We start from the raw sequence: 21,122 nt of genomic DNA, 5'->3' as shown, positions 1-21,122 counted from the left end.
ACTGGGGCATTCACAAGCGCATGAACTTTGCCGATCTCGGCCTTTCACCCGACCTGCTCGCTGCGGTAGCCGACGCAGGCTATACCGAGCCGACGCCGATCCAGGCGCAGGCCATTCCGCCCGTGCTGATGATGAAGGACATCATCGGTATCGCGCAGACGGGAACCGGCAAGACCGCCAGCTTCGTGCTGCCCATGATCGACATCATGGCAAGCGGCCGCCGCCGCGCGCTGATGCCGCGTTCGCTGATCCTTGCGCCGACGCGCGAGCTGGCGGCGCAGGTCGCCGAGAATTTCGAGAAATACGGCAAGAACCATGACCTGAAGCTCGCGCTGCTGATCGGCGGCGTTCAGATGGGTGACCAGGTCAAGGCACTGAACGAGGGCGTCGATGTCCTCATCGCGACCCCCGGCCGCCTGATGGACCTGTTCGAGCGCGGCAAGATCCTGCTCAACGGCTGCGAACTGCTCGTCATCGACGAAGCCGACCGCATGCTCGACATGGGCTTCATCCCCGACATCGAGTTCATTTGCGACAAGCTGCCGGAAAACCGCCAGACGATGCTGTTCTCGGCAACGATGCCGCCGCCGATCGAGAAGCTGGCGAAGAAATTCCTCAAGTCCCCGAAGCGCATCGAAGTCAGCCGTGCGGCAACCACCAACAAGGACATCACCGCCTTCAAGGTGCCGGTGAAGTCCCGCCAGAAGCGCGAAACCCTGCGCTGGCTGCTGCGCCACGACCATGTCGAAACCGCGATCATTTTCGCCAACCGCAAGACCACGGTGCGCGAGCTCAACAAAAGCCTGCAGAGCCATGGCTTTGCCAGCAGCGAGATCCATGGCGACATGGACCAGTCCAGCCGCCTGAAGGAATTGGACCGCTTCAAGAAGGGCGAGGTGAATATCCTCGTCGCCAGCGACGTTGCCGCGCGCGGCCTTGACATCAAGGGCGTGAGCCACGTCTTCAACTTCGACACGCCCTGGCACCCTGACGACTATGTCCACCGCATCGGCCGAACGGGCCGTGCAGGGGCAAAGGGGCGCGCCTTCACTTTCGTTGCCGAAGAGGACGGTGAAGCGATTGCCAATGTCGAGAAGCTGACGGGCAAGGAAATCCCCGTTTTCGGGAAGAAGGACGTCCGCGTCGAACTGGTCGAGCCTTCGAAAGAGGAAGACCGGCCGCGCCGCGAAGAGCGCAAGGCGCGTGAGGATCGTCCGGAACGGTCGGAACGGTCGGAACGTCCTGCGCGCCCCAAGCCCGAGCGCAAGGCGGAGGACAAGCCCGCCAAGGCCCGCAAGCCGCGTCGTGACGATGCGCGAGAAGATGAGCGTGGCAAGCCCGGCGAATGGAACGGCCCGGTCCCCGGCTTCCTCGAGGTTTCTGCCGGTTGACTTAACGTCTCTCTAACTACAATCTTGTAGCAGGGATGGCGTGATGGAAATCTTTTACGAACCCTTGCGATCGACGCTGAATATCCTGCTTCTGGCGGGGTTTTTCTTCGGCACTCTGGCGATTGCTGTTAAGCGAATTGGCCTGCTCGATGCCATGGTTCGCACGCGCAAGGAATTCACGACCAACCTCAGTCTCGCGCTGATCAATATGGTCCTGCTTGCACCGCTGCTCGCCCTCCCGAGCGGCGCAATCCGCGAAGCACTGGGAATGGGCGAAACTTTTGCGCCTTTCTGGGAATCCCTTCCGGCCCCGCTTACGGTCCTGGCCGCCTTCCTGCTGTATGATTTCGTCGTCTATTGGCGCCACCGTTTCGAGCATTCGCCGCTGCTCTGGCGCATTCATGCGACGCACCATGCCGATACGGCGCTGTCGTGGTTGTCCGTCCAGCGCAAACACCCGCTGAGCAAGCTGCTGAGCGTATGCGTCGACATCTCGCTCCTGCTGCTCCTCGGTCTTCCGGAATGGTCGATCGGTCTTGCAGGTCTCGTCATCGCGTTCTGGGGCTTCTTCGTACATTGCGATGTGCCATGGACGCTGGGCATCTTCGGCAAGGTTCTGCTGTCGCCGGCAGCCCATCGCCTGCATCACATCCGTGATGAGGAGCTGATGGGCACCAATTACGGCAACACGTTGGCGCTCTGGGACAAGATGTTCGGATCCTATTGCGACCCGACGCCCTACCTCAATTGTGAGACCGGCATTGCGGAAGGTACGCGGAACCTGGGTGGCGAATTGCTACGCCCGTTCGAAAAGCGTTACTGGACGCGCCGCAAGGACCCAGCGGCAGAGGAAACCGAAGCCGCCGCCTAATCGGAAACCGGCTTCACGAAGCTGTCGAGGACGCGCTTTTCGCCTGCTTTCTCGAACTCGATCGTCAGCTTGTTGCCTTCCTGGTCGGTCACGAAGCCATAGCCGAACTTGTCGTGGAACACGCGCGCACCGATCGCGATATCCGTGCGCGGCTTGGCGGCGAAACTGGCCGCGCTCCGTCCCGGTTCGGCGAGCCGCTTGGGCGCGGTGTCATATCCCGTGGAGATCGCCCGCTGCCATCCGGGACCCCGCGCGGTAGAGCGTTCGGGTCGGCTGGTGGATACATGGGCGAAGGGATCCTCATGCTCCGACCAGTTCGCTCGCCAGAGCGAGGCGCCGCCGCTCATTGTGGTTTCGCTTTCGATGTGCTCCTGCGGCAGTTCCTCGATGAACCTGCTTGGTATGGAACTGGTCCACTGGCCGTAAATGCGCCGGTTGGCCGCGTGATAAATCGTGCAGCGCCGCTTCGCGCGGGTGATCGCGACATAGGCGAGGCGGCGTTCTTCCTCGAGACTGGCGAGACCGCCTTCGTCGATGGCCCGCTGGCTGGGGAACACGCCTTCTTCCCACCCAGGCAGGAAGACATGGTCGAATTCGAGCCCCTTGGCCGCGTGCATGGTCATGATGGTGACCTTCTCGCCATCGTCTGCCCGGTCATTGTCCATCACCAGCCCGACGTGTTCGAGGAAATCGGTCAGCGTCTCGTAGTCTTCCATCGCGCGGGCGAGTTCCGTCAGGTTTTCGAGCCTGCCGGCACTTTCGGCGCTGCGATCCTTCTGGAGCATTTCCTCGTAACCGCTTTCGGTCACGACGCGGCGCAGGAGTTCAGACGGCGTTACCCGCTCGGCTTCTTCACGCCAGTGTACGAATTGCCCGAGGAGGCCGACGAGAGTGTTGCGCGCCCGTGGCGGCAGCTCGTCGCTATCGGCAAGGTCGAGTGAGGCTGCCGCCAGCGGAGCCTGTATCCGCCGCGCATGCCGTCTCATCGATTCCAGTGTCTTGGCGCCAAGGCCGCGCTTGGGCTGGTTATAGATACGCTCGAACGCGAGATCGTCGGCCGGCTGGGCAATGACGCGCAGGTAGGCGAGCATGTCGCGGATTTCCGCGCGCTCGTAGAACCGGAAACCGCCGACGATCCGGTAGTTGAGGCCGATCTGGATAAAGCGGTCTTCGAATTCGCGGGTCTGGTACTGAGCGCGCACGAGGATGGCGACCTCGTCCAGCGGTGCGCCCTCAGCCTCCAGCCGTTCGATCGCTTCGCCGACACGGCGTGCTTCTTCCGGGCCATCCCATACGCCGACCACGCGCACTTTCTCGCCCGCAGGAAGCTCGGTCCAGAGCGTCTTGCCCAGCCTTTCGCTGTTGGCGTCGATCAGGCCCGATGCGGCGGCAAGGATTTGCGGGGTCGAGCGGTAATTCTGCTCCAGCTTGACCACGGCAGCGCCCGGAAAATCCTTCTCGAAGCGCAGGATGTTGGCCACCTCGGCACCGCGCCAGGAATAGATCGACTGATCGTCGTCCCCGACAACGCAGATATTCTTGCGTTCCTGTGCCAGCAGACGCAGCCACAGGTACTGGACCTGGTTGGTGTCCTGGTACTCGTCCACGAGGATGTATTTGAACCGCTGCTGGTACTGCGCCAGCACGTCGCGGTGCTGGCGGTAGATGTTGAGCATGTGCAGCAGCAAATCGCCGAAATCGCAGGCGTTCAGTGCCTTCAGCCGTTCCTGATAAAGCTTGTAGAACTGCGCCCCGCGGCCATTCGCGTAGGCTTCATTCTCGACCGCATCGAGATCGCCGGGGTTGAGGCCGCGGTTCTTCCACCGGTCGATCAGGCCGGCCAGCTGACGGGCGGGCCAGCGCTTTTCGTCCAGTTCCTGTTCCTGGATCAACTGCTTGAGGAGGCGCAGCTGGTCGTCCGTGTCGAGGATGGTGTAATTGCTTTCGAGCCCCACCAGTTCCGCGTGGCGGCGAAGCATCTTGGCACCGATCGAATGGAACGTGCCGAGCCACGGCATTCCTTCCACCGCGTCACCGATATGCCGCCCGACACGATCGCGCATTTCGCGCGCCGCCTTGTTGGTGAAGGTGACGCAGAGGATTTCGCTGGGCCAAGCGCGCCGCGTTGCGATTAGATGGGCCAATCTTGCGGTAAGCGCCGCGGTCTTGCCCGTACCTGCGCCCGCCAGCATCAGCACGGGGCCTTCCGTTGTCAGCACGCCTTCGCGCTGCGGCGCATTCAGCATCGCTGCATAGGGCGGAATTCCGCCGTTTTCTTCGGTTTTGGGAAGGGCAGGCAAATCCGGCATGGTCATGGAACAGCTAGGGAACGAAGAGCGGCAACACAAGCCTGCAAAGCCGCCTTTCGGAACATTCGCGGCCTGTTTCGCGTAGTCTGTGCAATGAGAAAACAGGAGAAGTGCTTTGAATAAGCTGATTTTCGCCGGAGCCGCCGCGCTTGCGCTGGCCGCTTCGCCTTCGATCGCCCAGGACGTCGCAGTCGATGCCGAAGGCAATGTCTATGTCATGACCGATGCGCAGCAGGTGATGTACGATGGTTGGCCCGAAGTCCGCCGCGTCGCCTACGACGCATGGCCCTATGGCGTGCAGGAATACTACTGGACGCTTACGCCTGAGCAGAACGCCGGCTGGTGGGTGCTCAACGATAGCCAGCGGGTACGCATTTACGAGATGACCCCGGAACAGCGCGCACAGGCATGGACTGCCGTTGCCGCGCAGATGAGCAACGCGAGCGACACTGCTGTCGCCGCGCGCACTTCTGCTTCGGCTGCGACCACCGGTCCGCGTTTCGTGCGCACCGAGGTTATCCAGACCACGCCGGCAAGCGATCGGGCTCCCGATGGCGAATTGCCCATCTGTGCCGACAAGGCGCAGGACAACTGCATCAATGCCTGGGAGGCCGGCAAGCGCGGCCCGGGTGTGAGCCGCCCGCTCGAATACTGGCCGGGCCGCCCGGCCAGCGAGATCGACGAGCCGCTTCCGGCGACGCGTCCGGAAAGCTGACGCCAATTGAGATGCTCCTGCCGGTTATCCGGCGGAGACGCTTGGAAGGGGCGGGGCCGCACATGCGGTTCCGTCCTTTTCTTTTGCGCGGTTCAGGCTTCCAGACGCAGGAGGGTAAGCTTGGCCTTGCCCACGACGCGTTCCGCCTCGATGGCGAGCGTGCGGATCTCGATATCCTCGCTCTTGTGCGTTTCGAGGGCGATCCAGCTTGCCGGACCGATCCATCCCAGCCGCAGCATCCGGTCAAGCGCGACCTGGCCTGCACCCGTGTCGTAAGGCGGGTCGAGCAGGATGAGATCATGCGCCGCCTTGGCGGGGGCGAGGCTCATCACCGAGCCTTGCTGGACGGTGGTACGGCTGCGCGCGCCAAGCGCCTCGATATTCGTGCGGATAGCCTTCACCGCCTCGGCTTCCTGCTCGACGAACAGGCAATGGGCGGCACCGCGCGAAAGTGCCTCGATACCGAGCGCGCCCGATCCGGCGAACAGATCGAGCACCGACAGGCCCTCAAAGGTTCCGAGCCTGCTGGCGAGCATGTTGAAAAACGTTTCGCGGGTGCGGTCCGCGGTCGGGCGGGTGAGATCGCCCTTGGGCGCCACCAGCTTGCGGCCGCGCCATTCGCCAGCGATGACTCTCATTTGCCACCCTTGCCGAGCTGGCGGGCGAAACGTTCCACGTCGGCTGGCCGGATTTCCACGGCCTGGCCGCGCGGCAGGTCCGCCAGTTCGAACGGGCCGTACGAAATGCGCAGGAGGCGGTTCACCTTGAGGCCAAGGTGTTCGAGCACGCGGCGAACTTCGCGGTTCTTGCCTTCTGTCAGCGTCATTTCGATCCAGCGGTTCTTGCCAGAGCCGCGCTCCAGGTCTGCCTCGATCCGGCCGTAGCGCACGCCGTCGATCTCCACGCCTTCGATCAGCTCGTCCAGCATCGCCTGCGTGACGTCGCCGAAGGCCCGGGCGCGATAGGTGCGCGGAACGCCCGAAGACGGCAGTTCCATCGCCCGCTTAAGCTCGCCGTCATTGGTGAGCAGCAGGAGCCCCTCGGTGTTGAAGTCGAGGCGGCCGACCGGCATCACGCGCCCGGCATTGCGGGGCAGCGCGTTGCGCAGGGCGGCGTAAATCGTCGGGCGCCCCTTGGGGTCGCGTTCCGCCGTGATCAGGCCGGACGGCTTGTGGAAGGCGAAGAGGCGCGTTTCCTCTGCCTGTTCGACCGGCTTGCCGTCGACGGTCACACCGCGGAGCGAGCCGAGCTTCACTGCCGGCGTGTCGAGCACCTTGCCATCGAGCGCCACGCGCCCCTCGGCAATCATGCGCTCCACCTCGCGGCGGCTGGCCACACCCGCACGCGCGAGCAGCTTGGCGATGCGGTCGCCATCTTCAGGAAGTCGGTTGTCGGACATAGCCGCGCGGTTAGGCGCTCAGTTGGCGGCGCGCAAGGCTTCCTCGACGGTCTCGTGGTAGCGACGGATGCCGCCTTCCATCGTGCCGAGGGTCAATTCGGGCACCACGCCGGTCGCAAGGCCCTGCTGGCCGAGTTCGGCGGCACGGAAATCCTCGCTAGCGAATACGCCGCCATCGAGCAGCGCCCAGCTGCGTTCCCAATGGTCGCGCGCCTTGTCGGTGCTGGGATGTTCGGGGATCAGCATGAAGTCTTCGACCAGCGTAAGCTCGTGCGACTGCGGCATCATCACCATGAGATTGATGTAGTCGGGGCTGGGAATGATGAGCGCGCCCGGCAGCATCTGGTAGGCGAAAGTCACCACCCGGCGAAGCTGGGCCATGTCGGTGAGGTCGACCCCGTCCATCTCCTCCAGCCGCCCGACAGCGCTGCGGGTGTGGGGGCCAACCATGTCGCCCGATGTCACGCCGTCCTTGAAGAACGGACCGATGGTTTGCGCGTGCAGGCGGGTGACATGATAGCTTTCGAGGAAGGCATCCATGATGAGCTTCCAATTGCCCTTCACCTCGTGGGTCTTGCGGCGGAATAGGACATGTTCGCCCATGCCGAGTGCATCGAAATCCTCGCCCAGCTTGCGGGCGAAAGTGAAGTCAGCGGTTTCCTCCTTGGGGCAGAACCAGATCAGGCCGCCGGTTTCCAGCGAGGGGAGCTCGACCAGCCCCATCGAGCCTTTGTCGAGATCGGGGAAGGTGTCGGGGCGGGGCAGGGCGAGGAGGCGGCCGTCCACGCTGTAGGTCCAGGCGTGATATGGGCAGACGAGCTTCTTCGTGCATTGCACCTCACTGCCTTCGACCAGCCGCGTCCCGCGGTGCCGGCAGACGTTGAGGAAGACATGGGCGGTCCCTTGCGCATCGCGCGTGACCAGCAGCGGGCGACCAGTCGCATCATGCGGCACTGCCATCCCGGCATCGGGGACGAGCGCGCTGGGGCAGATGATTTGCGGCAAGCGATCGAAGATCGCGGCCTTCTCGCGGTGCCAGTAATCGGGGTCGGTATAGACGTGCGCCGGAACCGTGGTCTGGCCGATCGTATCGCGCTTCACATCGTTCGCGATATCCTGCGCCAGTCGCAGCATTCCCTCGGTCGGTCGACGACCTGTCGCCACTGTGGTCGGAACGCCCATCTGTTCTGTTCCTTTCTCTCTCCGGGCGCTAGTGTCGCAAAAAATAGCGCATTTAGGAAGGACGCTAGGGAATGGCCGAAGCGGTCGCGGACGCGAAGAAAAAGAAGATTTCCGCCTGGCGTGCCTTGGGGCTGGCGCTCTCGAACAGGAAAACGGGTTTCATGGTGCTGTTCGGCTTTGCCAGCGGCCTGCCCTTTGCCCTGTTCCTGGGCACCTTGTTCGCCTGGCTTACGGAAGCCGAGGTGGACCTCGAGACGATGGGCGTCTTCTCGCTCATCGGGCTTGCCTATGCCTTCCAGTTCCTCTGGTCGCCGCTGATCGACAAGGTCAATATTCCCGTCCTGCGCAGGCTTGGCCGGCGCAAGCAATGGATCGTACCGGCACAAGTGCTTCTGGGGACGATCCTCGTCACCATGGCGCTGCTCGAACCCAAGACCCAACTCGGCTGGTTCAGCCTCCTTGCCGGTATCGGCGCATTCGCCAGCGCTACGCAGGACATTGCGATCAATGCCTGGCGTATCGACGTGGCTGACGAGGAAGCGACGATCGATATTCTATCCACCGTCTACCAGATGGGCTACCGGCTTTCCTCGCTCGTCGGCGGGGCTTTCGGCCTGATCATCGCCGCGCGTATCGGCTGGCCCGAAACCTATATGATGATGGGCGCAATCCTGCTGGCAGTCGGGTTTGTCGGCCTGTGGGCCCCGAACGCCGCCGAGGAAGCGGAAGACGTCGTTTCCGAAAGCGAGTTGCAGGTTCGCGCGCTGCGCAAGGCCGGCGAACTATCGCCAGCCGTGCGTGGCCGGGCGCTGGCACTCGTCGGACTGCTCTGGGCGGTCGCCATCGGCGCGGTGCTGGCCTTCATGATCATGTCGATGACCTTCGCGCCGGAAGACCGGCCGAACCCCACGGAATTCACGCTGACTTACGGCCCGTGGATCATCGTTGCGACGATTATCCTTCCTGCGCTCATTGCCGGCTGGCTGGCATCGCAGAAGCGGCGGGGCAGGCATTTGCTGACCGAAGACGAGGAACCTGCGGCGGGCGGCGGCTATGCGATGGACCATCTCTATCGCGCGCTGGTGCTGCCTTTGGTGGAGTTCGTGGGCCGGATGGGCTGGTCGCTTGTGCTGATCCTCGCCGTGGTGCTCACCTATCGCATCTGCGACGCGATCTGGGGCACCTTCGCCTATCCGTTCTATCTCGGCGAACTCGAGTACACGAATGACGACGTGGCCTTCGCCTCGAAGTTCTTCGGCGTTGGCGCGATCATCCTCGGCCTTGCACTGGGCGGCTTCATGCTGACGACAATCGGGCGCATGGCGACCCTGCTGATCGGCGGTGTCCTCGCCGCGCTGACCAACCTGCTTTACGCCGACATGGCGGTGGGCGGTGCGAACATGCAGGCCTTCAGCGATGCCATCGGCTTCACCTACATGATCATGCAGATACCCGAGATCGGCGATGCGGAGCTTGCCAAGCTGACCATCACCATCGGGTTTGAGAACCTCGCCATCGGGATCGCCGGTGCGGCCTATATCGCCTGGCTATCCTCGATCGTGTCGAAGCAGTTCAGCGCGGTGCAATATGCGCTGCTGTCCTCGCTGACGCTGCTGGTGGGCACGCTTGGCCGCGGCGCGCTGGGCGAGATGATCGAGAACCAGGGCTATTACGACGTCTTTATCCTCACGACGTGGATAGGCCTCGCGGCAGCCGTGCTGGTGTGCTTCGAATGGTACCGCGAGAGCCGCGGCAAGGCGGCTGCGGGCATCGTGGCGCCGGAAGCGGGGGAGCGCTTGCCGGCCGAGTGATCAGTCGGGCAATTCGTCATTGAGGCGCAGGACCTCGCCAGCGAGGTAGAGCGAGCCTGCAATGAGCACGGGATGGCCGTCTGCCGGCAGGGCGGAGAGCGCCTCCACCACATCGTCGGCCCTCTTCGCATCATTGCCGAAGGCCTCCACCCCGTGCGCCGCGTGCCCCGGGATCGGGACCACCGCAAGCGAGCGGATCCGGTCGCCCAGGGCATCTAGCAGCGAGCGCGGGTCCTTGTTGTCCAGCATACCCAAAACGAGATGGAGCGGGCCGGAGAAGGCATCCGCAATAGCAAGTCCGGCGCTGGGGTTGTGGCCTCCATCCAGCCAGACCTTTCGACCCGCTACAAGCGCGGTCAGCGGGCCTGTACCCAGGCGCTGCATCCGTGCGGGCCATCTGGCCGTCTCGATGCCGGTTCTGATCGCCTCTTCGCCGATCGCCAGCCTCGTTTGCGCGCGCAACATGCCATTGGCGAGGGCTGCGTTCCGTTCCTGATGCGCGCCGCCAAGGCCGGGTTCGGGATAGCCGGATGCATCACTGCCAATGCTGCCATTGCCGAAGGAACGGACCATGTGGAGCGGGGCTCCGACGCCTTCTGCCACATCCCTGATTGCCTGCTCGGCTGCCGCGACGTGACTGTCATCCAGCGTGACCAGCGGAACGCCAGGTTTGGCAATCCCGGCCTTCTCGAAGGCGATACGCGCGATAGGCACGGTCGGAACGCCGTCCTCCGGTGCGAGCAGGAAGCGTTCGTGGTCGATGCCCAGCGCTGCGATGCCGCAAGCGGCGAGCACCTCCGGTTCGAGCACATTGGTCGCATCGAAGCGTCCGCCTAGGCCGACTTCGACCACGCAGGCATCCGCCGGAACCCGCGCGAATTCCAGGAAGGCTGCGGCGATGGTGACTTCGAAAAAGCTGGGGCTGAGGTCTTCGCCCGCATCCAGCACCTCGGCCAGTAGATCCGCGAGCCGCTCGTCGGAGATCAGTTCGCCCGCCACGCGGATGCGCTCGTTGTAGCGCACCAGATGCGGGCTGGTGGTGACGTGGACCTTATAGCCCTCCGCTTCCAGCATGGCGCGCAGGAAGGCGCAGGTCGAACCCTTGCCGTTGGTCCCGGCGACGTGGAAAACCGGCGGCAACCGGCGGTGCGGATTGCCGAGGCGGTCCAGCAGCGCGCGGATCGTGTCGAGGCCGAGGCGCCCGTCGGGCACGCTCAACCGCCCCAGCCGGTCGAGCTGGGCCTGCACCGCCGGGCTTTCGGAGCGGGCGAAATCCCGCATCGAAGGGGTCAGGCTGCCTCAGCCGAAGGGGCGAGGTAGTCGATCAGCGTCGCCAGCGTATCGCGCAGGTCGTGGCGGTGAACCACCATGTCGACCATGCCGTGCTTGTGCAGGTACTCGGCGCGCTGGAAACCGTCGGGCAATTGCTCGCGGATGGTGTCCTGGATCACGCGTTGGCCCGCAAAGCCGATCAGCGCGCCCGGTTCCGCCAGGTGCACGTCGCCGAGCATGGCGTAGCTTGCCGTCACACCGCCCGTGGTCGGGTCGGTCAGCACGACGATATAGGGCAGGCCCGCTTCCTTGAGGCGGCGGGTCATCACGGTCGCCTTGGGCATCTGCATCAGGCTGAGAATGCCTTCCTGCATGCGCGCACCGCCTGCGGCGGTCACCACGATGTAGGGGCAATGACGGGTCAGCGCGCGTTCGGCGCCCTGGCAGAAGGCAGTGCCGACGGCCATGCCCATCGATCCGCCCATGAAGCCGAAGTCCTGCACGCCGACGACCGCGGGCTTGCCCTCGATCGCGCCCGAACCGACAAGGAAGGCATCCTTGTGCGGGCTCTTCGCGCGGGCCTTCTTGAGGCGGTCTGTATACTTCGACGTATCGCGGAACTTGAGCGGGTCTTCCTTCACGTCGGGGATCGGAAGCACCTCGAATCCTTCGTCGAGGATCTGTGCCAGCCGCTCGTCAGCGCCGATGCGGCCGTGGTGGTCGCAGCGGGGGCAGACGAAGGCGTTTTCCTGGTATTCCTGAGCGAACACCATCTGCTGGCAGCTCGGGCATTTGACCCAGAGATCCTTGTCGGTGCTGCGCTTAGACAGCGAGGTGAGCGAATTGCGGACGCGGGTGAACCAGTTCATGCGCTGGCCCTTGCCGCCGAATGGACCGCCTTGGCAAGCCCTGCGGTGAGTTCGCGCAGCTTTGCCGGTGCCTGCGCCTCGTGTTCCGCGACGAGTTCGACCAAAGCGGAACCCACGACCACACCGTCTGCCACACGCGCGATGTCACCCGCCTGTTCGGGTGTGCGGACGCCGAAACCGACAGCCACGGGGATGTCGGTGGATCGCTTGATGCGGCTCACATTGGCTTCGATCGATTCGATTGCTGCTTGCTGCATGCCGGTGATGCCGGCCACGGCCACGTAGTAAAGGAAGCCCGACGACCCTTCGAGGACCTGAGGCAGGCGCTTCGCATCGGTGGTCGGCGTGGCGAGGCGGATGGGGGAGATGCCCGCATCGCGAAGGAACGGTCCCAGCGCATCGTCTTCTTCGGGCGGGATGTCGACACAGATCACGCCGTCGATACCCGCATCCTTGGCCGCCTTGGCGAACCAGTCCGAACCGCGCCGGATCATCGGGTTGGCATAGCCCATGAGCACGAGCGGAACCTCGGGGTGCCGGTCGCGGAACTTGCGCGCGATCCGCAGCACGTCGGCCGTGGTCGTCCCCGCGTTGAGCGAGCGGATGTTCGCCGCCTGGATGGCCGGCCCGTCCGCCATCGGATCGGTGAATGGCATGCCGAGCTCGATTACGTCCGCGCCGCCCTCGACCAGCGCGTCGAGATTGGCCGCTGTATCGCCATCGCCTGCAGTGATGAAGCAGACGAGGGCGGGGTTGGGCTTGTTGAAGGCGTTGGAGAGGCGGGTCATTTTTTACTCATGAATTTATCGAAAACTGCGACAATAGCCTTAACCACTGCCAGTCCGACAAGCGTGAGGATCGGCAAGAAGGTGAGCAATTCAATCCCATAGGCAAGTGGCGGATGGCAAAGAGTGAAATACTTCCCGTCAGCGCTTGGCCCAGCATCGCGGCAGTAGAAATTTTCAGTCCAGCCGGAGAATACGACTGCGGTACCGACTAGACCGAGGATCAGAACACCAACAAACGTTCTGTAAGAAAGAACGATAGACACAATCATGGGTCGCGCACGCGAGTGAGGCCAAAAATCTGTGATATGCCAGAAAACAGCGGGTGCGCTGAAGAGCGCTATGGCGATAAGATTACTCCAGAAATTGCTATCCTCGATTTGAGCTAATTCCTGATCACTGAGACCACCCAATGGAGGAGTCGCAACATCGTGGATCAGCACGAAGACGCCATAGGCCACCAGCAGAATTAGTGCTGTCTCGGAAGCCCGTCTTCCCCAAGGATTCATTTCCGAAGCTGTCCAATCACATTTCCACTCCAAGCCTCTCGGCGACGGTGAAGATGTCCTTGTCTCCGCGTCCGCACAAATTGGCGAGGATCACGCTGTCCTTCGGCATTTCCTTGGCGCGCTTGGCGACCGCCGCGATGGCGTGGCTAGGTTCGAGCGCCGGAATGATGCCTTCCGTGCGGCAGAGCAGCTGGAACGCGTCGAGCGCCTCTTCATCGGTGATGGCGGTGTATTCCACGCGGCCCATGTCCTTGAGCCAGGCGTGTTCCGGCCCGATGCCCGGATAATCGAGGCCTGCGCTGATCGAGTGGCCCTCAGTGATTTGGCCGTCGTCGTCCTGCAGCAGATAGGTCTTGTTGCCGTGAAGCACGCCGGGAAAGCCGCCGAGGAGGCTGGCCGCGTGCTGGTCGCCGTCGAGGCCGTAACCTGCCGCTTCCACGCCCAGCATCTTCACGTCCGGATCGTCGAGGAAGGGGTGGAACAGGCCGAGCGCGTTGGACCCGCCGCCGATCGCTGCCACCAGCAGGTCGGGAAGGCGGCCGATGCGGTCCAGCATCTGCGCGCGCGCTTCCTTGCCGATCACGCTCTGGAAGTCGCGGACAAGCTCGGGATAGGGGTGCGGGCCGGCTGCGGTGCCGATGATGTAGAAAGTGTCGTGGACGTTCGCGACCCAGTCGCGCAGCCCTTCGTTCATCGCATCCTTCAGCGTGCCCCGGCCACTGGTGACGGGCACGACTTCTGCGCCGAGCAGCTTCATGCGGAAGACGTTGGGCGACTGCCGCCGCACGTCTTCTGCGCCCATGTAGACCACGCAGGGCAGGCCGAAGCGCGCGCAAACCGTGGCGGTTGCCACGCCGTGCTGGCCGGCGCCGGTTTCCGCGATGATGCGCGTCTTGCCCATGCGGATCGCGAGCAGGATCTGCCCGATGCAATTGTTGATCTTGTGCGCGCCCGTGTGGTTCAGCTCGTCTCGCTTGAACCAGACCTGCGCGCCGCCGAGCGCCTCTGTCAGCCGCTCTGCGAAATAGAGCGGGGAGGGGCGGCCCACGTAATGTTCGAGCAGATCGTCGAATTGGCGCTGGAATTCCGGATCGGCCTGCGCCGCCCGGTATTCGCGTTCGAGATCGAGGACGAGCGGCATCAGCGTTTCGGCGACATAACGGCCACCGTAATCGCCGAAATGGCCGCGCTCGTCCGGCATGTTGCGAAAGGTATTTGCCTGGCTAACCATGCGGTCTCCATGACGATGCAAAAGGGCTATGTCGAGAGAGGGTTTGGTTTGCCCTCGACAAGCGCGTCTGGCTTCGCCATGCGCCGCCCCCATGGACACGACCAAGCCCGTTGAAATCACGCTGCCCGAAGACTGCACCGACATGCGCGAAGTGCGCGCAGGAGTGGACAGCACGGACCGCGAACTGATGGCCCTGCTCGACCGGCGGTTCGGCTACATGCGTGCAGCTGCGCGCATCAAGCAGGACCGCAATGTCGTGCGGGACGAGGCGCGCAAGGCGGAAGTGATCGCCAATGCCCGTCTCGATGCGGAAAAGCGCGACCTTCCCGCCGGAAAGATCGCGCAGATCTGGGAAGAGCTGGTCGAAACCTCGATCGCCTACGAACTCGAGGAGTGGGACCGCCTGCGCAGCTGAGGCGCAGGCCGCCTCCTCAGCGCTTGGCGTCGCGGATGCCGTCCTGCGTCGCGCGGCGTTCGGCTTCCCATTCGGCTTCGGTCAGGCAGACCTTTTCCGAGAAGCGCGTGCCCATGTTGCCGACGTTCTTGCAGATCTTCTTCTGCTTCTTCTTCTCGGCCTTTGCAGCTTCCTGCTTGGCTTCGGTCGTCGCGTGGTCGCCGTGGTGCGAGTGATCCTGCGCGGCCAGCGGAGCCGAAAGCGCGAGGACGGAAAGTGCAGTCAGGGCGATACGCATGGGGAAGTCCTTAAAATACAGGGGATTCGAGCGGTGTCAGCGATGGCGCCCATTTTCCCGAAAACGATCAGTCTTTCTTTGAACGACGTTCCAGGCTCGACAAAACGCCGCGCAGGGTCCGCACCTCGAGATGGTTCCAGCCCGGCTTGGTAAGTACGCCGCGAAGCGTGCGCCGCGTGGCGTCGGCGCGTGTGGCGGGAAGAAAGTAGCCCTTGGGCTCCAGCATACCTTCGAGATGGCCGATCAGTCCTTCGAGTTCGTCCTGCGGCGCAGGGGGCAGGAGGTCTTCCTGCGTCGGCTGCACGAGGCTTTCGTGTTTCGACCACTCGTAGGCGCACAGGATCACGGCCTGCGCGAGGTTGAGCGAGCCGAAGTCGGGATTGATCGGGACAGTCAGGATGGCGCGGGCAAGGGCCACGTCCTCGGTTTCGAGGCCTGACCGTTCAGGGCCGAACAGGATCGCGCTGCGCCCCACCGCTCCGGCCATTTCGCGGGCGGCCTCTTCGGGCGTGTAGACGGGCTTGGTCACGCCGCGCTTGCGAACGGTCGTCGCATAGACGTGCGCGCAATCGGCCACGGCTTCGGCTGTCGAAGCGAACACTTCCGCCTTGTCGAGCACCACGTCGGCGCCTGCTGCGGCCGGGCCTGCCGAGGGGTTGGGCCAGCCGTCGCGCGGTTCCACGAGGCGCAGTTCCACCAGCCCGAAATTGAGCATGGCGCGGACCGCCTTGCCGATATTCTCGCCCAGTTGGGGCCGGACGAGGACGATTACCGGTTTGCGCTGGTCAGCTTCGCTCATTGGCGGCGGCTTCCTGCACGGTACTGGCGAACTCCTCGAAATCGCGGGCTTCGCTGAAATCGCGATAGACCGAGGCGAACCGTATATAGGCGACGCTGTCGAGCTGGCGCAGGCCGTCCATCACCATTTCGCCGATGCGCTGCGATGCTACCTCGGCTTCGCCAGCGGTTTCGACCTGGCGCTGGATGCCCGACACGAGCCGGTCGATACGGTCCGCCGAAACATCGCGTTTGCGGCAGGCTAGGGAGATGGACTGTTCCAGCTTGCTGCGGTCGAAGGCTTCGCGCCGGTCGCCGGATTTCACCACCGTGACTTCGCGCAGCTGGACGCGTTCGAACGTCGTGAAGCGCGCGCCGCAGCTCGAGCACTGGCGGCGGCGGCGGATCGAGGTTGAATCCTCGGTCGGACGACTATCCTTTACTTGGCTGTCGTCATTGGCACAAAAAGGACAGCGCATTTAGGGCCTTAGTCGTTTGTAGAGAGCTATGCCGGCTCCGGCCACGAGGCCGATGGGCCAAGTCACCACGGGAAGGATCCCACCGGCCACCGCCCCGATGGCCGCACCGACGAGGACCGGCTTGGTCGACGGATGGTCGAGACCCTGCTTGGCCATGCTCTTCACCTCTTCCGTCGCATCGGGAATGAGGTCGTGATCCTGGTGTCCGGGTTCGCGGTCTTCCATCGGGTGTCTCCTTAGCGGCCCGGATAGACAGGGAAGGCGGCGCAGAGTTCGGCGACCTTGCCGCGAACCTGCTCTTCCACCTGGCCGTCACCTTCAGGGCCATTGCGGGAGAGGCCTTCTACCACTTCGCAGATGAGCTTGCCTACCTGCTCGAATTCGGCGGGCCCGAAGCCGCGCGTCGTGCCCGCCGGTGTGCCGAGGCGGATGCCGCTGGTCACGAAGGGGCTGCGCGTGTCGTAGGGGATGCCGTTCTTGTTGCAGGTCAGCCATGCCCGGTCGAGCCCGGCTTCGGCCGCCTTGCCCGTCACGTCCTTTGCGGTGAGGTCGACCAGCATGGAATGGTTGTCCGTGCCGCCGGACACGACGCGCAGGCCATTCGCCTCGATGCTCTTGGCCAGCGCGCGGGCGTTTTCGACCACGCGGTGCGCGTAATCCTTGAAGTCGGGGCGGAGCGCTTCGCCGAATGCAACCGCCTTGGCCGCGACGACATGCATCAGCGGGCCGCCCTGCATGCCGGGGAAGACCGCCATGTTGATCGGCTTGGTCAGTTCCTCGTCGTCCCACAGGATCACGCCCGAGCGCGGACCGCGCAGCGACTTGTGGGTCGTCGTGGTCACGACATGTGCGTGCGGGAAGGGCGAGGGATGGGCTCCGCCGGCCACCAGGCCAGAGATGTGGCTCATGTCGACCATGAGGTAGGCGCCGACCTCGTCAGCGACCTTGCGGAAGGCGGCCCAGTCCCAGACGCGAGAATAGGCGGTGCCGCCAGCGATGATCAGCTTGGGCTTGTGCTCCTTCGCCGTGGCCATGACCTCGTCCATGTCGATCAGTTCGTCGTCCTTGCGAACGCCGTAGCTGACCGGGTTGAACCACTTCCCGCTCATGTTGACGGGCGAGCCGTGCGTAAGGTGGCCGCCGGAATTGAGGTCGAGCCCCATGAACGTATCGCCCGGCTGCAGCAGAGCGAGGAACACGGCCTGGTTCATCTGGCTGCCTGAGTTGGGCTGCACATTGGCAAAACCGCATCCGAACAATTGCTTGGCCCGTTCAATTGCCAGCGTTTCCACGACATCGGCATAGTCGCAGCCGCCGTAATAGCGCTTACCCGGATAGCCTTCGGCATACTTGTTGGTGAAGACCGAACCGGTTGCTTCCAGCACTGCGGAGGACGCGATGTTCTCGGACGCGATCAGCTCGATCTTGTCCTGCTGCCGCTTGAGTTCCTTGCGGATAGCCTCGTGGATTTCCGGATCGGCTTCGGCCAGCGTGTCGTGCCAGAAACGGTCCATCGGGTCGCGCGAGGTATCTTTTGCCTGGGTAGCCATGTCAGAATTCCGGGTTGGAGAGCTTGTCGACGCGGCGCTGGTGGCGGCCGCCTGCGAAGTCGGTTTCGAGGAAAGCGGTAAGGCACGCCTTGGCCATGTCGCTGCCGGTCAGACGCGCGCCCATGGCGATGCAATTGGCGTCGTTGTGCTCGCGCGCCAGGCTTGCCGAAAGCGGTTCCGAGACGAGGGCACAGCGAACGGCGGGATTGCGGTTGACCGAGATCGAGATGCCGATGCCCGATCCGCACAGCGCCACGCCGCGTTCAGCGGTGCCGTCTGCTACCACGCCTGCGAGGCGGTAGCCGAAATCGGGGTAATCGACGCTGTCGGTGGTCTCAGGACCGAGATCTGCAACCTCGTGGCCCTGTTCGATGAGCCAGTCGCGCAGTTCGGCCTTCAGGTCGATAGCGGCATGGTCGGAAGCAATGGCGATACGCATGGGGCGGCCATACGCACTTACGGAATGGCAATCCACCGTCTTGTGTCGTCATCCACGGCTGATCCTGCCTCTTGTCAGCCGAGGCGTGCCAGCGTGTCCCTGATCTGCTCGATCGAATAGGGTTTGGTGATCGTCGGCACGTCCATGAATTCGTCCGGATGGGCGCTTTCGCCGTAGCCGGTGGCGAAAATGAAGCGGATGCCACGGCCCCTCAGCGCCTCTGCGAAATCGTAGCTCTTTTGCCCGCGCACGTTCACGTCGAGGATCGCGCAATCGAACGTACCTCCGGCCAAGTGATCGTGTGCTTCGTCGAGTGCCGTGGCGAGAGAAACATGCGCGCCTTCGTCCACCAGCATGTCCTCGAGGCCGAAAGCGATGATCGGTTCGTCTTCCAGTATCAAAAGCCGGGCACCGTCGAGTTTCACAGTTTCGTCTCCAGGCGGCAATGCATGCCGTCTTCGTGGTAAGTGAGGTCGGCACAGTCGCCGCGATTGCCGAAGGCGCGGGAAATGAGCCGGGACCCGAAGCCGCGATGGGTCGGCGCTTCGATGGCAGGCCCGCCGCTTTCGCGCCAATCGAAGATCAAACGTGATCCGTCTTCCTCGAACCGGCGGTCCCAGGTGATTGCGATGCAGCCCTTGTCGTCCGACAAGGCCCCGTATTTGAGGGCATTGGTGGCCAGTTCGTGGACCACCATGGCGAGGGCGACAGCGGATTGCGGGTCGAGCGTGACCTTGGGGCCAGTCAGCGAGTACCGTTCCGACTGGGTTCCTGCGGTTGCTTCGAGAGAACGGCGGACGATCTTTTCGACGTCAGCCTTTTTCCAGTTGTATTCGGTGAGCAGATTGTGCGCGCTGGCGAGCGCGGCAAGTCGCGCGGCGAATACATCAAGGCCATGATCCATCCGGTCGGTCTTGAACGACTGCTGGGCGAGGCCTTGCACGATGGCGAGCGTGTTCTTCACCCGGTGGTTGAGTTCGTTGATGAGCAGTTTCTGGCGCTCTTCCGCCTCCACCTCTTCGCTGACGTCGTATCCCTGGATCAGGATGCCGGTGACATCGCCCGATTTCTCGCTGATGGGCTGGAAGATAAACTCGAGGTGGGATTCCTCCGCCTTGCCCGTTTCCGGGTCGACGAGGGTCACCAGTTCGCGATTGCCGAAATAGGGTTTTCCGGTGGCCCGCACCTCGTCGAGGATGCGCAGGAAGCCCTGTTCCACGACTTCGGGCAGGGCTTCTGCGATCGTACGCCCGATTAGCCTGCGGCCGCCGAGAAGGCGCCGGTATGCGGCATTTGCGAGCACGAAATTATGTTCGGGGCCAGACAGGACCGCGACAAATCCCGGGGCCTGTTCCAGTAGCATCCGCGCGCGTTCCAGCTCTTCCGACGCGGTTCGGTAGCGTTCCTCTACCTTCTTTGCCCGCTCGACGACGCCGGCCTCGTCGATGGTCCGGCGCAGTGTTTCTAGTTCGGTAATGTTGACCGTATGCTGGAGAATGTACCGGACTTGTCCGTCGTCACCTTTTAGCGGCGTGTGGGTCGCGCTCCAGAAATGCGTGTCGAAAGTGCCGTCGGGATTGGCGATGTCGTAGCGGATATGCGCGATTTCGTCCGGTTCCCCTGTCCGGAGCACCCGATCGAGGGATTCCGCCAACTGGCGGTAGCTTTCGCCCTCGCTCGGGAATGCTTCAAAAATGTTGCGACCCTCGATCGAATCCCGATCCCGCATGGTGACGCGCAGGTAGGCGTCATTCATCCAGGCGATTTCGAGGTCGCGGTTCAACAGGACATAGGGGTTGGGCGAGCTAGCGAGGAGCTCCCGGAAGTCGATTTCTGATACGTGTTGCGGTATGCGCTTACCCCCGAAGGCGTTCCGGATCGTGCGTCCGGCGTATCGACCTCTTACCGCACGCAATCGTCATGGAAGCGCGTGGTTCCCGCAAAAACGCGAATGTTTTCGAGTGATTGACCCGGGGGTGCCGACAGTCGGGGCTTATCAGTGAGATAGCCCCGACTGGTAATGGCTATGACAGGCGATTCGAGGTTCCCCGTCCCCGAAAAAACGGGCTCCTCTTCCACGATCTGCTTGGTGACAAGCGTCAGCTCGCCTGTCTTTCTATCGGGCGTGTCAGCTACAACGGCGTGCCGATCACGTGCGGGCAGACTTGCGAAAAGCCATCATCATGCCGCTCCACAAATAGGGGATGTGCCGCTGCCGCGCTGTTTCACCTGCACCCTTGAACGCGATCGTCTCGAAGCCGTTCTCTTCCATCAGCTGGCTCAGTGTGGCGCGCGAGAAATGCTTAATATGGCCCCCCTCCCACAATGCGGTGAGCGAGCGGTCCATGCGGTTCGTGACGGCTAGCGCGATATTCTTCAGCCAGCCCCAATAGGGCGTGGTGACGATGAACAGGCCGCCATCCGGCAGGGCTTCATGCGCGCGCCGTACGAAGGTGAGCGGGCTGTAAAGATGTTCGATGACCTCGACCGAAACGATCGCCGCGATATCGGGATTGCCGAAGGGTTCGAGCAAATTGTCATAGAGCGACGCCTGTTCGAACCTTCCGAACCCGCGTGCTCTTGCTGCGCGAATGGCGCTTTGCGAGCCGTCACTGCCCAGCACTTCGTAGCCCGCCTCGTGGAGCCCGACCGCAAAATCGCCGCCGCCGCAGCCCGCATCCAGCAAACGCGACCCTGCCGGCAGTTCGCGCAGCAGTTCGAGCACCGATGCGAGATACATCGGTCGATGGCTCGGGTCGGGGGCCTCGTCGTAATCGGCGTAGGAGTAGGGACCCGCTGTTTCGAGACTGTCCATCGTTCGATCGAGCGGCTCAGAATTCC

Annotated in this window: 23 protein-coding genes; 5 read left to right on the top strand and 18 right to left on the bottom strand. The window is 63.3% G+C overall.

The genetic code is table 11. The annotated features are described in order from the left end of the window. Nucleotides 1-20: 20 nt before the first annotated feature. Both LC083_RS13880 and LC083_RS13875 read left to right on the top strand, forming a co-directional pair. Nucleotides 21-1,391, top strand: coding sequence for a DEAD/DEAH box helicase (locus tag LC083_RS13880; protein WP_226700918.1), 1,371 nt, complete (start codon nt 21-23; stop codon nt 1,389-1,391). Between the two features lie 43 nt (nt 1,392-1,434). Next, the gene (locus LC083_RS13875; protein ID WP_226700917.1) at nt 1,435-2,262 is read left to right on the top strand and encodes a sterol desaturase family protein; all 828 of its coding nucleotides are present in this window, start codon (nt 1,435-1,437) and stop codon (nt 2,260-2,262) included. Here the strand turns inward: LC083_RS13875 and LC083_RS13870 are convergent. After that, nucleotides 2,259-4,571, bottom strand: coding sequence for an ATP-dependent helicase (locus tag LC083_RS13870; protein ID WP_413469466.1), 2,313 nt, complete (start codon nt 4,569-4,571; stop codon nt 2,259-2,261). The two genes, LC083_RS13875 and LC083_RS13870, sit on opposite strands and share 4 nt — an antisense overlap. A gap of 115 nt (nt 4,572-4,686) precedes the next feature. Between LC083_RS13870 and LC083_RS13865 the strand changes: the two genes are divergently transcribed. Next, nucleotides 4,687-5,286 (top strand): hypothetical protein, encoded by a 600-nt coding sequence (locus LC083_RS13865; RefSeq protein WP_226700916.1) that lies wholly within the window; start codon nt 4,687-4,689, stop codon nt 5,284-5,286. A gap of 92 nt (nt 5,287-5,378) precedes the next feature. Here the strand turns inward: LC083_RS13865 and rsmD are convergent, their stop codons facing one another. Genes rsmD through LC083_RS13850 form a run of 3 tightly spaced genes read right to left on the bottom strand, consistent with a single transcriptional unit; the run spans nt 5,379 to nt 7,867 of the window. Then, nucleotides 5,379-5,924 (bottom strand): 16S rRNA (guanine(966)-N(2))-methyltransferase RsmD, encoded by a 546-nt coding sequence (gene rsmD, locus LC083_RS13860; protein ID WP_226700915.1) that lies wholly within the window; start codon nt 5,922-5,924, stop codon nt 5,379-5,381. After that, nucleotides 5,921-6,685: a pseudouridine synthase gene (locus LC083_RS13855; RefSeq protein ID WP_226700914.1), complete on the bottom strand. Its 765-nt coding sequence runs from the start codon at nt 6,683-6,685 to the stop codon at nt 5,921-5,923. The genes rsmD and LC083_RS13855 overlap by 4 nt, the downstream gene beginning before the upstream one ends. An 18-nt stretch (nt 6,686-6,703) precedes the next feature. Further along, nucleotides 6,704-7,867, bottom strand: a complete 1,164-nt coding sequence (locus LC083_RS13850) for an aromatic ring-hydroxylating oxygenase subunit alpha (protein ID WP_226700913.1) — start codon at nt 7,865-7,867, stop codon at nt 6,704-6,706. A gap of 71 nt (nt 7,868-7,938) precedes the next feature. Here LC083_RS13850 and LC083_RS13845 point away from each other — a divergent pair, with 71 nt between their 5' ends. Continuing rightward, entirely contained in the window at nt 7,939-9,678 is a 1,740-nt protein-coding gene (locus LC083_RS13845; protein WP_226700912.1) for an AmpG family muropeptide MFS transporter, read from the top strand. Here the strand turns inward: LC083_RS13845 and LC083_RS13840 are convergent, their stop codons facing one another. The 5 genes from LC083_RS13840 to trpB form a co-directional block, all read right to left on the bottom strand. Further along, the gene (locus LC083_RS13840; protein WP_226700911.1) at nt 9,679-10,959 is read right to left on the bottom strand and encodes a bifunctional folylpolyglutamate synthase/dihydrofolate synthase; all 1,281 of its coding nucleotides are present in this window, start codon (nt 10,957-10,959) and stop codon (nt 9,679-9,681) included. Between the two features lie 8 nt (nt 10,960-10,967). Continuing rightward, nucleotides 10,968-11,819, bottom strand: a complete 852-nt coding sequence (accD, locus tag LC083_RS13835) for an acetyl-CoA carboxylase, carboxyltransferase subunit beta (RefSeq protein ID WP_226700910.1) — start codon at nt 11,817-11,819, stop codon at nt 10,968-10,970. Continuing rightward, on the bottom strand, nt 11,816-12,607 hold the full coding sequence (trpA, locus tag LC083_RS13830; protein ID WP_226700909.1) for a tryptophan synthase subunit alpha: 792 nt from the start codon (nt 12,605-12,607) through the stop codon (nt 11,816-11,818). The genes accD and trpA overlap by 4 nt, the downstream gene beginning before the upstream one ends. Then, nucleotides 12,604-13,047, bottom strand: coding sequence for a hypothetical protein (locus LC083_RS13825; protein ID WP_226700908.1), 444 nt, complete (start codon nt 13,045-13,047; stop codon nt 12,604-12,606). The genes trpA and LC083_RS13825 overlap by 4 nt, the downstream gene beginning before the upstream one ends. 82 nt (nt 13,048-13,129) lie before the next feature. Next, a complete protein-coding gene (gene trpB / locus LC083_RS13820) occupies nt 13,130-14,344 on the bottom strand; it encodes a tryptophan synthase subunit beta (RefSeq protein WP_224830554.1) in 1,215 nt (404 codons plus the stop codon). Between the two features lie 91 nt (nt 14,345-14,435). Here trpB and LC083_RS13815 point away from each other — a divergent pair, with 91 nt between their 5' ends. Next, a complete protein-coding gene (locus LC083_RS13815) occupies nt 14,436-14,759 on the top strand; it encodes a chorismate mutase (RefSeq protein ID WP_160607207.1) in 324 nt (107 codons plus the stop codon). Nucleotides 14,760-14,775: 16 nt separating this feature from the next. Here the strand turns inward: LC083_RS13815 and LC083_RS13810 are convergent, their stop codons facing one another. The 9 genes from LC083_RS13810 to LC083_RS13770 all read right to left on the bottom strand — a co-directional run bounded on the left by LC083_RS13810 (nt 14,776) and on the right by LC083_RS13770 (nt 21,096). Next, nucleotides 14,776-15,036: a hypothetical protein gene (locus tag LC083_RS13810; protein WP_224830553.1), complete on the bottom strand. Its 261-nt coding sequence runs from the start codon at nt 15,034-15,036 to the stop codon at nt 14,776-14,778. Nucleotides 15,037-15,103: 67 nt separating this feature from the next. Continuing rightward, entirely contained in the window at nt 15,104-15,835 is a 732-nt protein-coding gene (locus tag LC083_RS13805; RefSeq protein WP_226700907.1) for an RNA methyltransferase, read from the bottom strand. Beyond that, entirely contained in the window at nt 15,822-16,292 is a 471-nt protein-coding gene (gene nrdR, locus LC083_RS13800; RefSeq protein WP_222553194.1) for a transcriptional regulator NrdR, read from the bottom strand. The genes LC083_RS13805 and nrdR overlap by 14 nt, the downstream gene beginning before the upstream one ends. Beyond that, nucleotides 16,293-16,517, bottom strand: coding sequence for a hypothetical protein (locus LC083_RS13795; protein WP_160607203.1), 225 nt, complete (start codon nt 16,515-16,517; stop codon nt 16,293-16,295). A gap of 11 nt (nt 16,518-16,528) precedes the next feature. Continuing rightward, the gene (gene glyA, locus LC083_RS13790; protein WP_319003446.1) at nt 16,529-17,842 is read right to left on the bottom strand and encodes a serine hydroxymethyltransferase; all 1,314 of its coding nucleotides are present in this window, start codon (nt 17,840-17,842) and stop codon (nt 16,529-16,531) included. A gap of 1 nt (nt 17,843) precedes the next feature. Beyond that, nucleotides 17,844-18,281 carry a ribose 5-phosphate isomerase B gene (rpiB, locus tag LC083_RS13785; RefSeq protein WP_224830551.1) on the bottom strand — a complete coding sequence of 146 codons (438 nt, stop codon included), beginning with the start codon at nt 18,279-18,281 and terminating at the stop codon, nt 17,844-17,846. Between the two features lie 74 nt (nt 18,282-18,355). After that, the gene (locus LC083_RS13780) at nt 18,356-18,706 is read right to left on the bottom strand and encodes a response regulator (protein WP_226700906.1); all 351 of its coding nucleotides are present in this window, start codon (nt 18,704-18,706) and stop codon (nt 18,356-18,358) included. Then, a complete protein-coding gene (locus tag LC083_RS13775; protein WP_413469467.1) occupies nt 18,703-20,112 on the bottom strand; it encodes a sensor histidine kinase in 1,410 nt (469 codons plus the stop codon). The genes LC083_RS13780 and LC083_RS13775 overlap by 4 nt, the downstream gene beginning before the upstream one ends. 318 nt (nt 20,113-20,430) lie before the next feature. Further along, complete coding sequence (locus LC083_RS13770; protein ID WP_226700904.1) at nt 20,431-21,096, bottom strand: class I SAM-dependent methyltransferase; 666 nt, start codon at nt 21,094-21,096, stop codon at nt 20,431-20,433. Between the last annotated feature and the right edge of the window lie 26 nt (nt 21,097-21,122).

It is taken from the genome of Qipengyuania gaetbuli (assembly GCF_020524765.1).
Classification (GTDB): domain Bacteria; phylum Pseudomonadota; class Alphaproteobacteria; order Sphingomonadales; family Sphingomonadaceae; genus Qipengyuania; species Qipengyuania gaetbuli_A.
Note: the sequence above shows the minus strand (reverse complement) of the source record. Positions and strands in the feature narration are given on the sequence as shown.

Coding starts and splice junctions, on each gene's coding strand:
- trpA (WP_226700909.1), bottom strand. CDS start 12,607: ATGACCCGCCTCTCCAACGCCTTCAACAAGCCCAACCCCGCCCTCGTC.
- LC083_RS13855 (WP_226700914.1), bottom strand. CDS start 6,685: ATGTCCGACAACCGACTTCCTGAAGATGGCGACCGCATCGCCAAGCTG.
- LC083_RS13880 (WP_226700918.1), top strand. CDS start 21: ATGAACTTTGCCGATCTCGGCCTTTCACCCGACCTGCTCGCTGCGGTA.
- LC083_RS13810 (WP_224830553.1), bottom strand. CDS start 15,036: ATGCGTATCGCCCTGACTGCACTTTCCGTCCTCGCGCTTTCGGCTCCG.
- LC083_RS13870 (WP_413469466.1), bottom strand. CDS start 4,571: ATGCCGGATTTGCCTGCCCTTCCCAAAACCGAAGAAAACGGCGGAATT.
- LC083_RS13805 (WP_226700907.1), bottom strand. CDS start 15,835: ATGAGCGAAGCTGACCAGCGCAAACCGGTAATCGTCCTCGTCCGGCCC.
- accD (WP_226700910.1), bottom strand. CDS start 11,819: ATGAACTGGTTCACCCGCGTCCGCAATTCGCTCACCTCGCTGTCTAAG.
- LC083_RS13875 (WP_226700917.1), top strand. CDS start 1,435: ATGGAAATCTTTTACGAACCCTTGCGATCGACGCTGAATATCCTGCTT.
- LC083_RS13770 (WP_226700904.1), bottom strand. CDS start 21,096: ATGGACAGTCTCGAAACAGCGGGTCCCTACTCCTACGCCGATTACGAC.
- LC083_RS13845 (WP_226700912.1), top strand. CDS start 7,939: ATGGCCGAAGCGGTCGCGGACGCGAAGAAAAAGAAGATTTCCGCCTGG.
- trpB (WP_224830554.1), bottom strand. CDS start 14,344: ATGGTTAGCCAGGCAAATACCTTTCGCAACATGCCGGACGAGCGCGGC.
- LC083_RS13815 (WP_160607207.1), top strand. CDS start 14,436: ATGGACACGACCAAGCCCGTTGAAATCACGCTGCCCGAAGACTGCACC.
- LC083_RS13795 (WP_160607203.1), bottom strand. CDS start 16,517: ATGGAAGACCGCGAACCCGGACACCAGGATCACGACCTCATTCCCGAT.
- rsmD (WP_226700915.1), bottom strand. CDS start 5,924: ATGAGAGTCATCGCTGGCGAATGGCGCGGCCGCAAGCTGGTGGCGCCC.
- LC083_RS13850 (WP_226700913.1), bottom strand. CDS start 7,867: ATGGGCGTTCCGACCACAGTGGCGACAGGTCGTCGACCGACCGAGGGA.
- LC083_RS13840 (WP_226700911.1), bottom strand. CDS start 10,959: ATGCGGGATTTCGCCCGCTCCGAAAGCCCGGCGGTGCAGGCCCAGCTC.
- nrdR (WP_222553194.1), bottom strand. CDS start 16,292: ATGCGCTGTCCTTTTTGTGCCAATGACGACAGCCAAGTAAAGGATAGT.
- rpiB (WP_224830551.1), bottom strand. CDS start 18,281: ATGCGTATCGCCATTGCTTCCGACCATGCCGCTATCGACCTGAAGGCC.
- glyA (WP_319003446.1), bottom strand. CDS start 17,842: ATGGCTACCCAGGCAAAAGATACCTCGCGCGACCCGATGGACCGTTTC.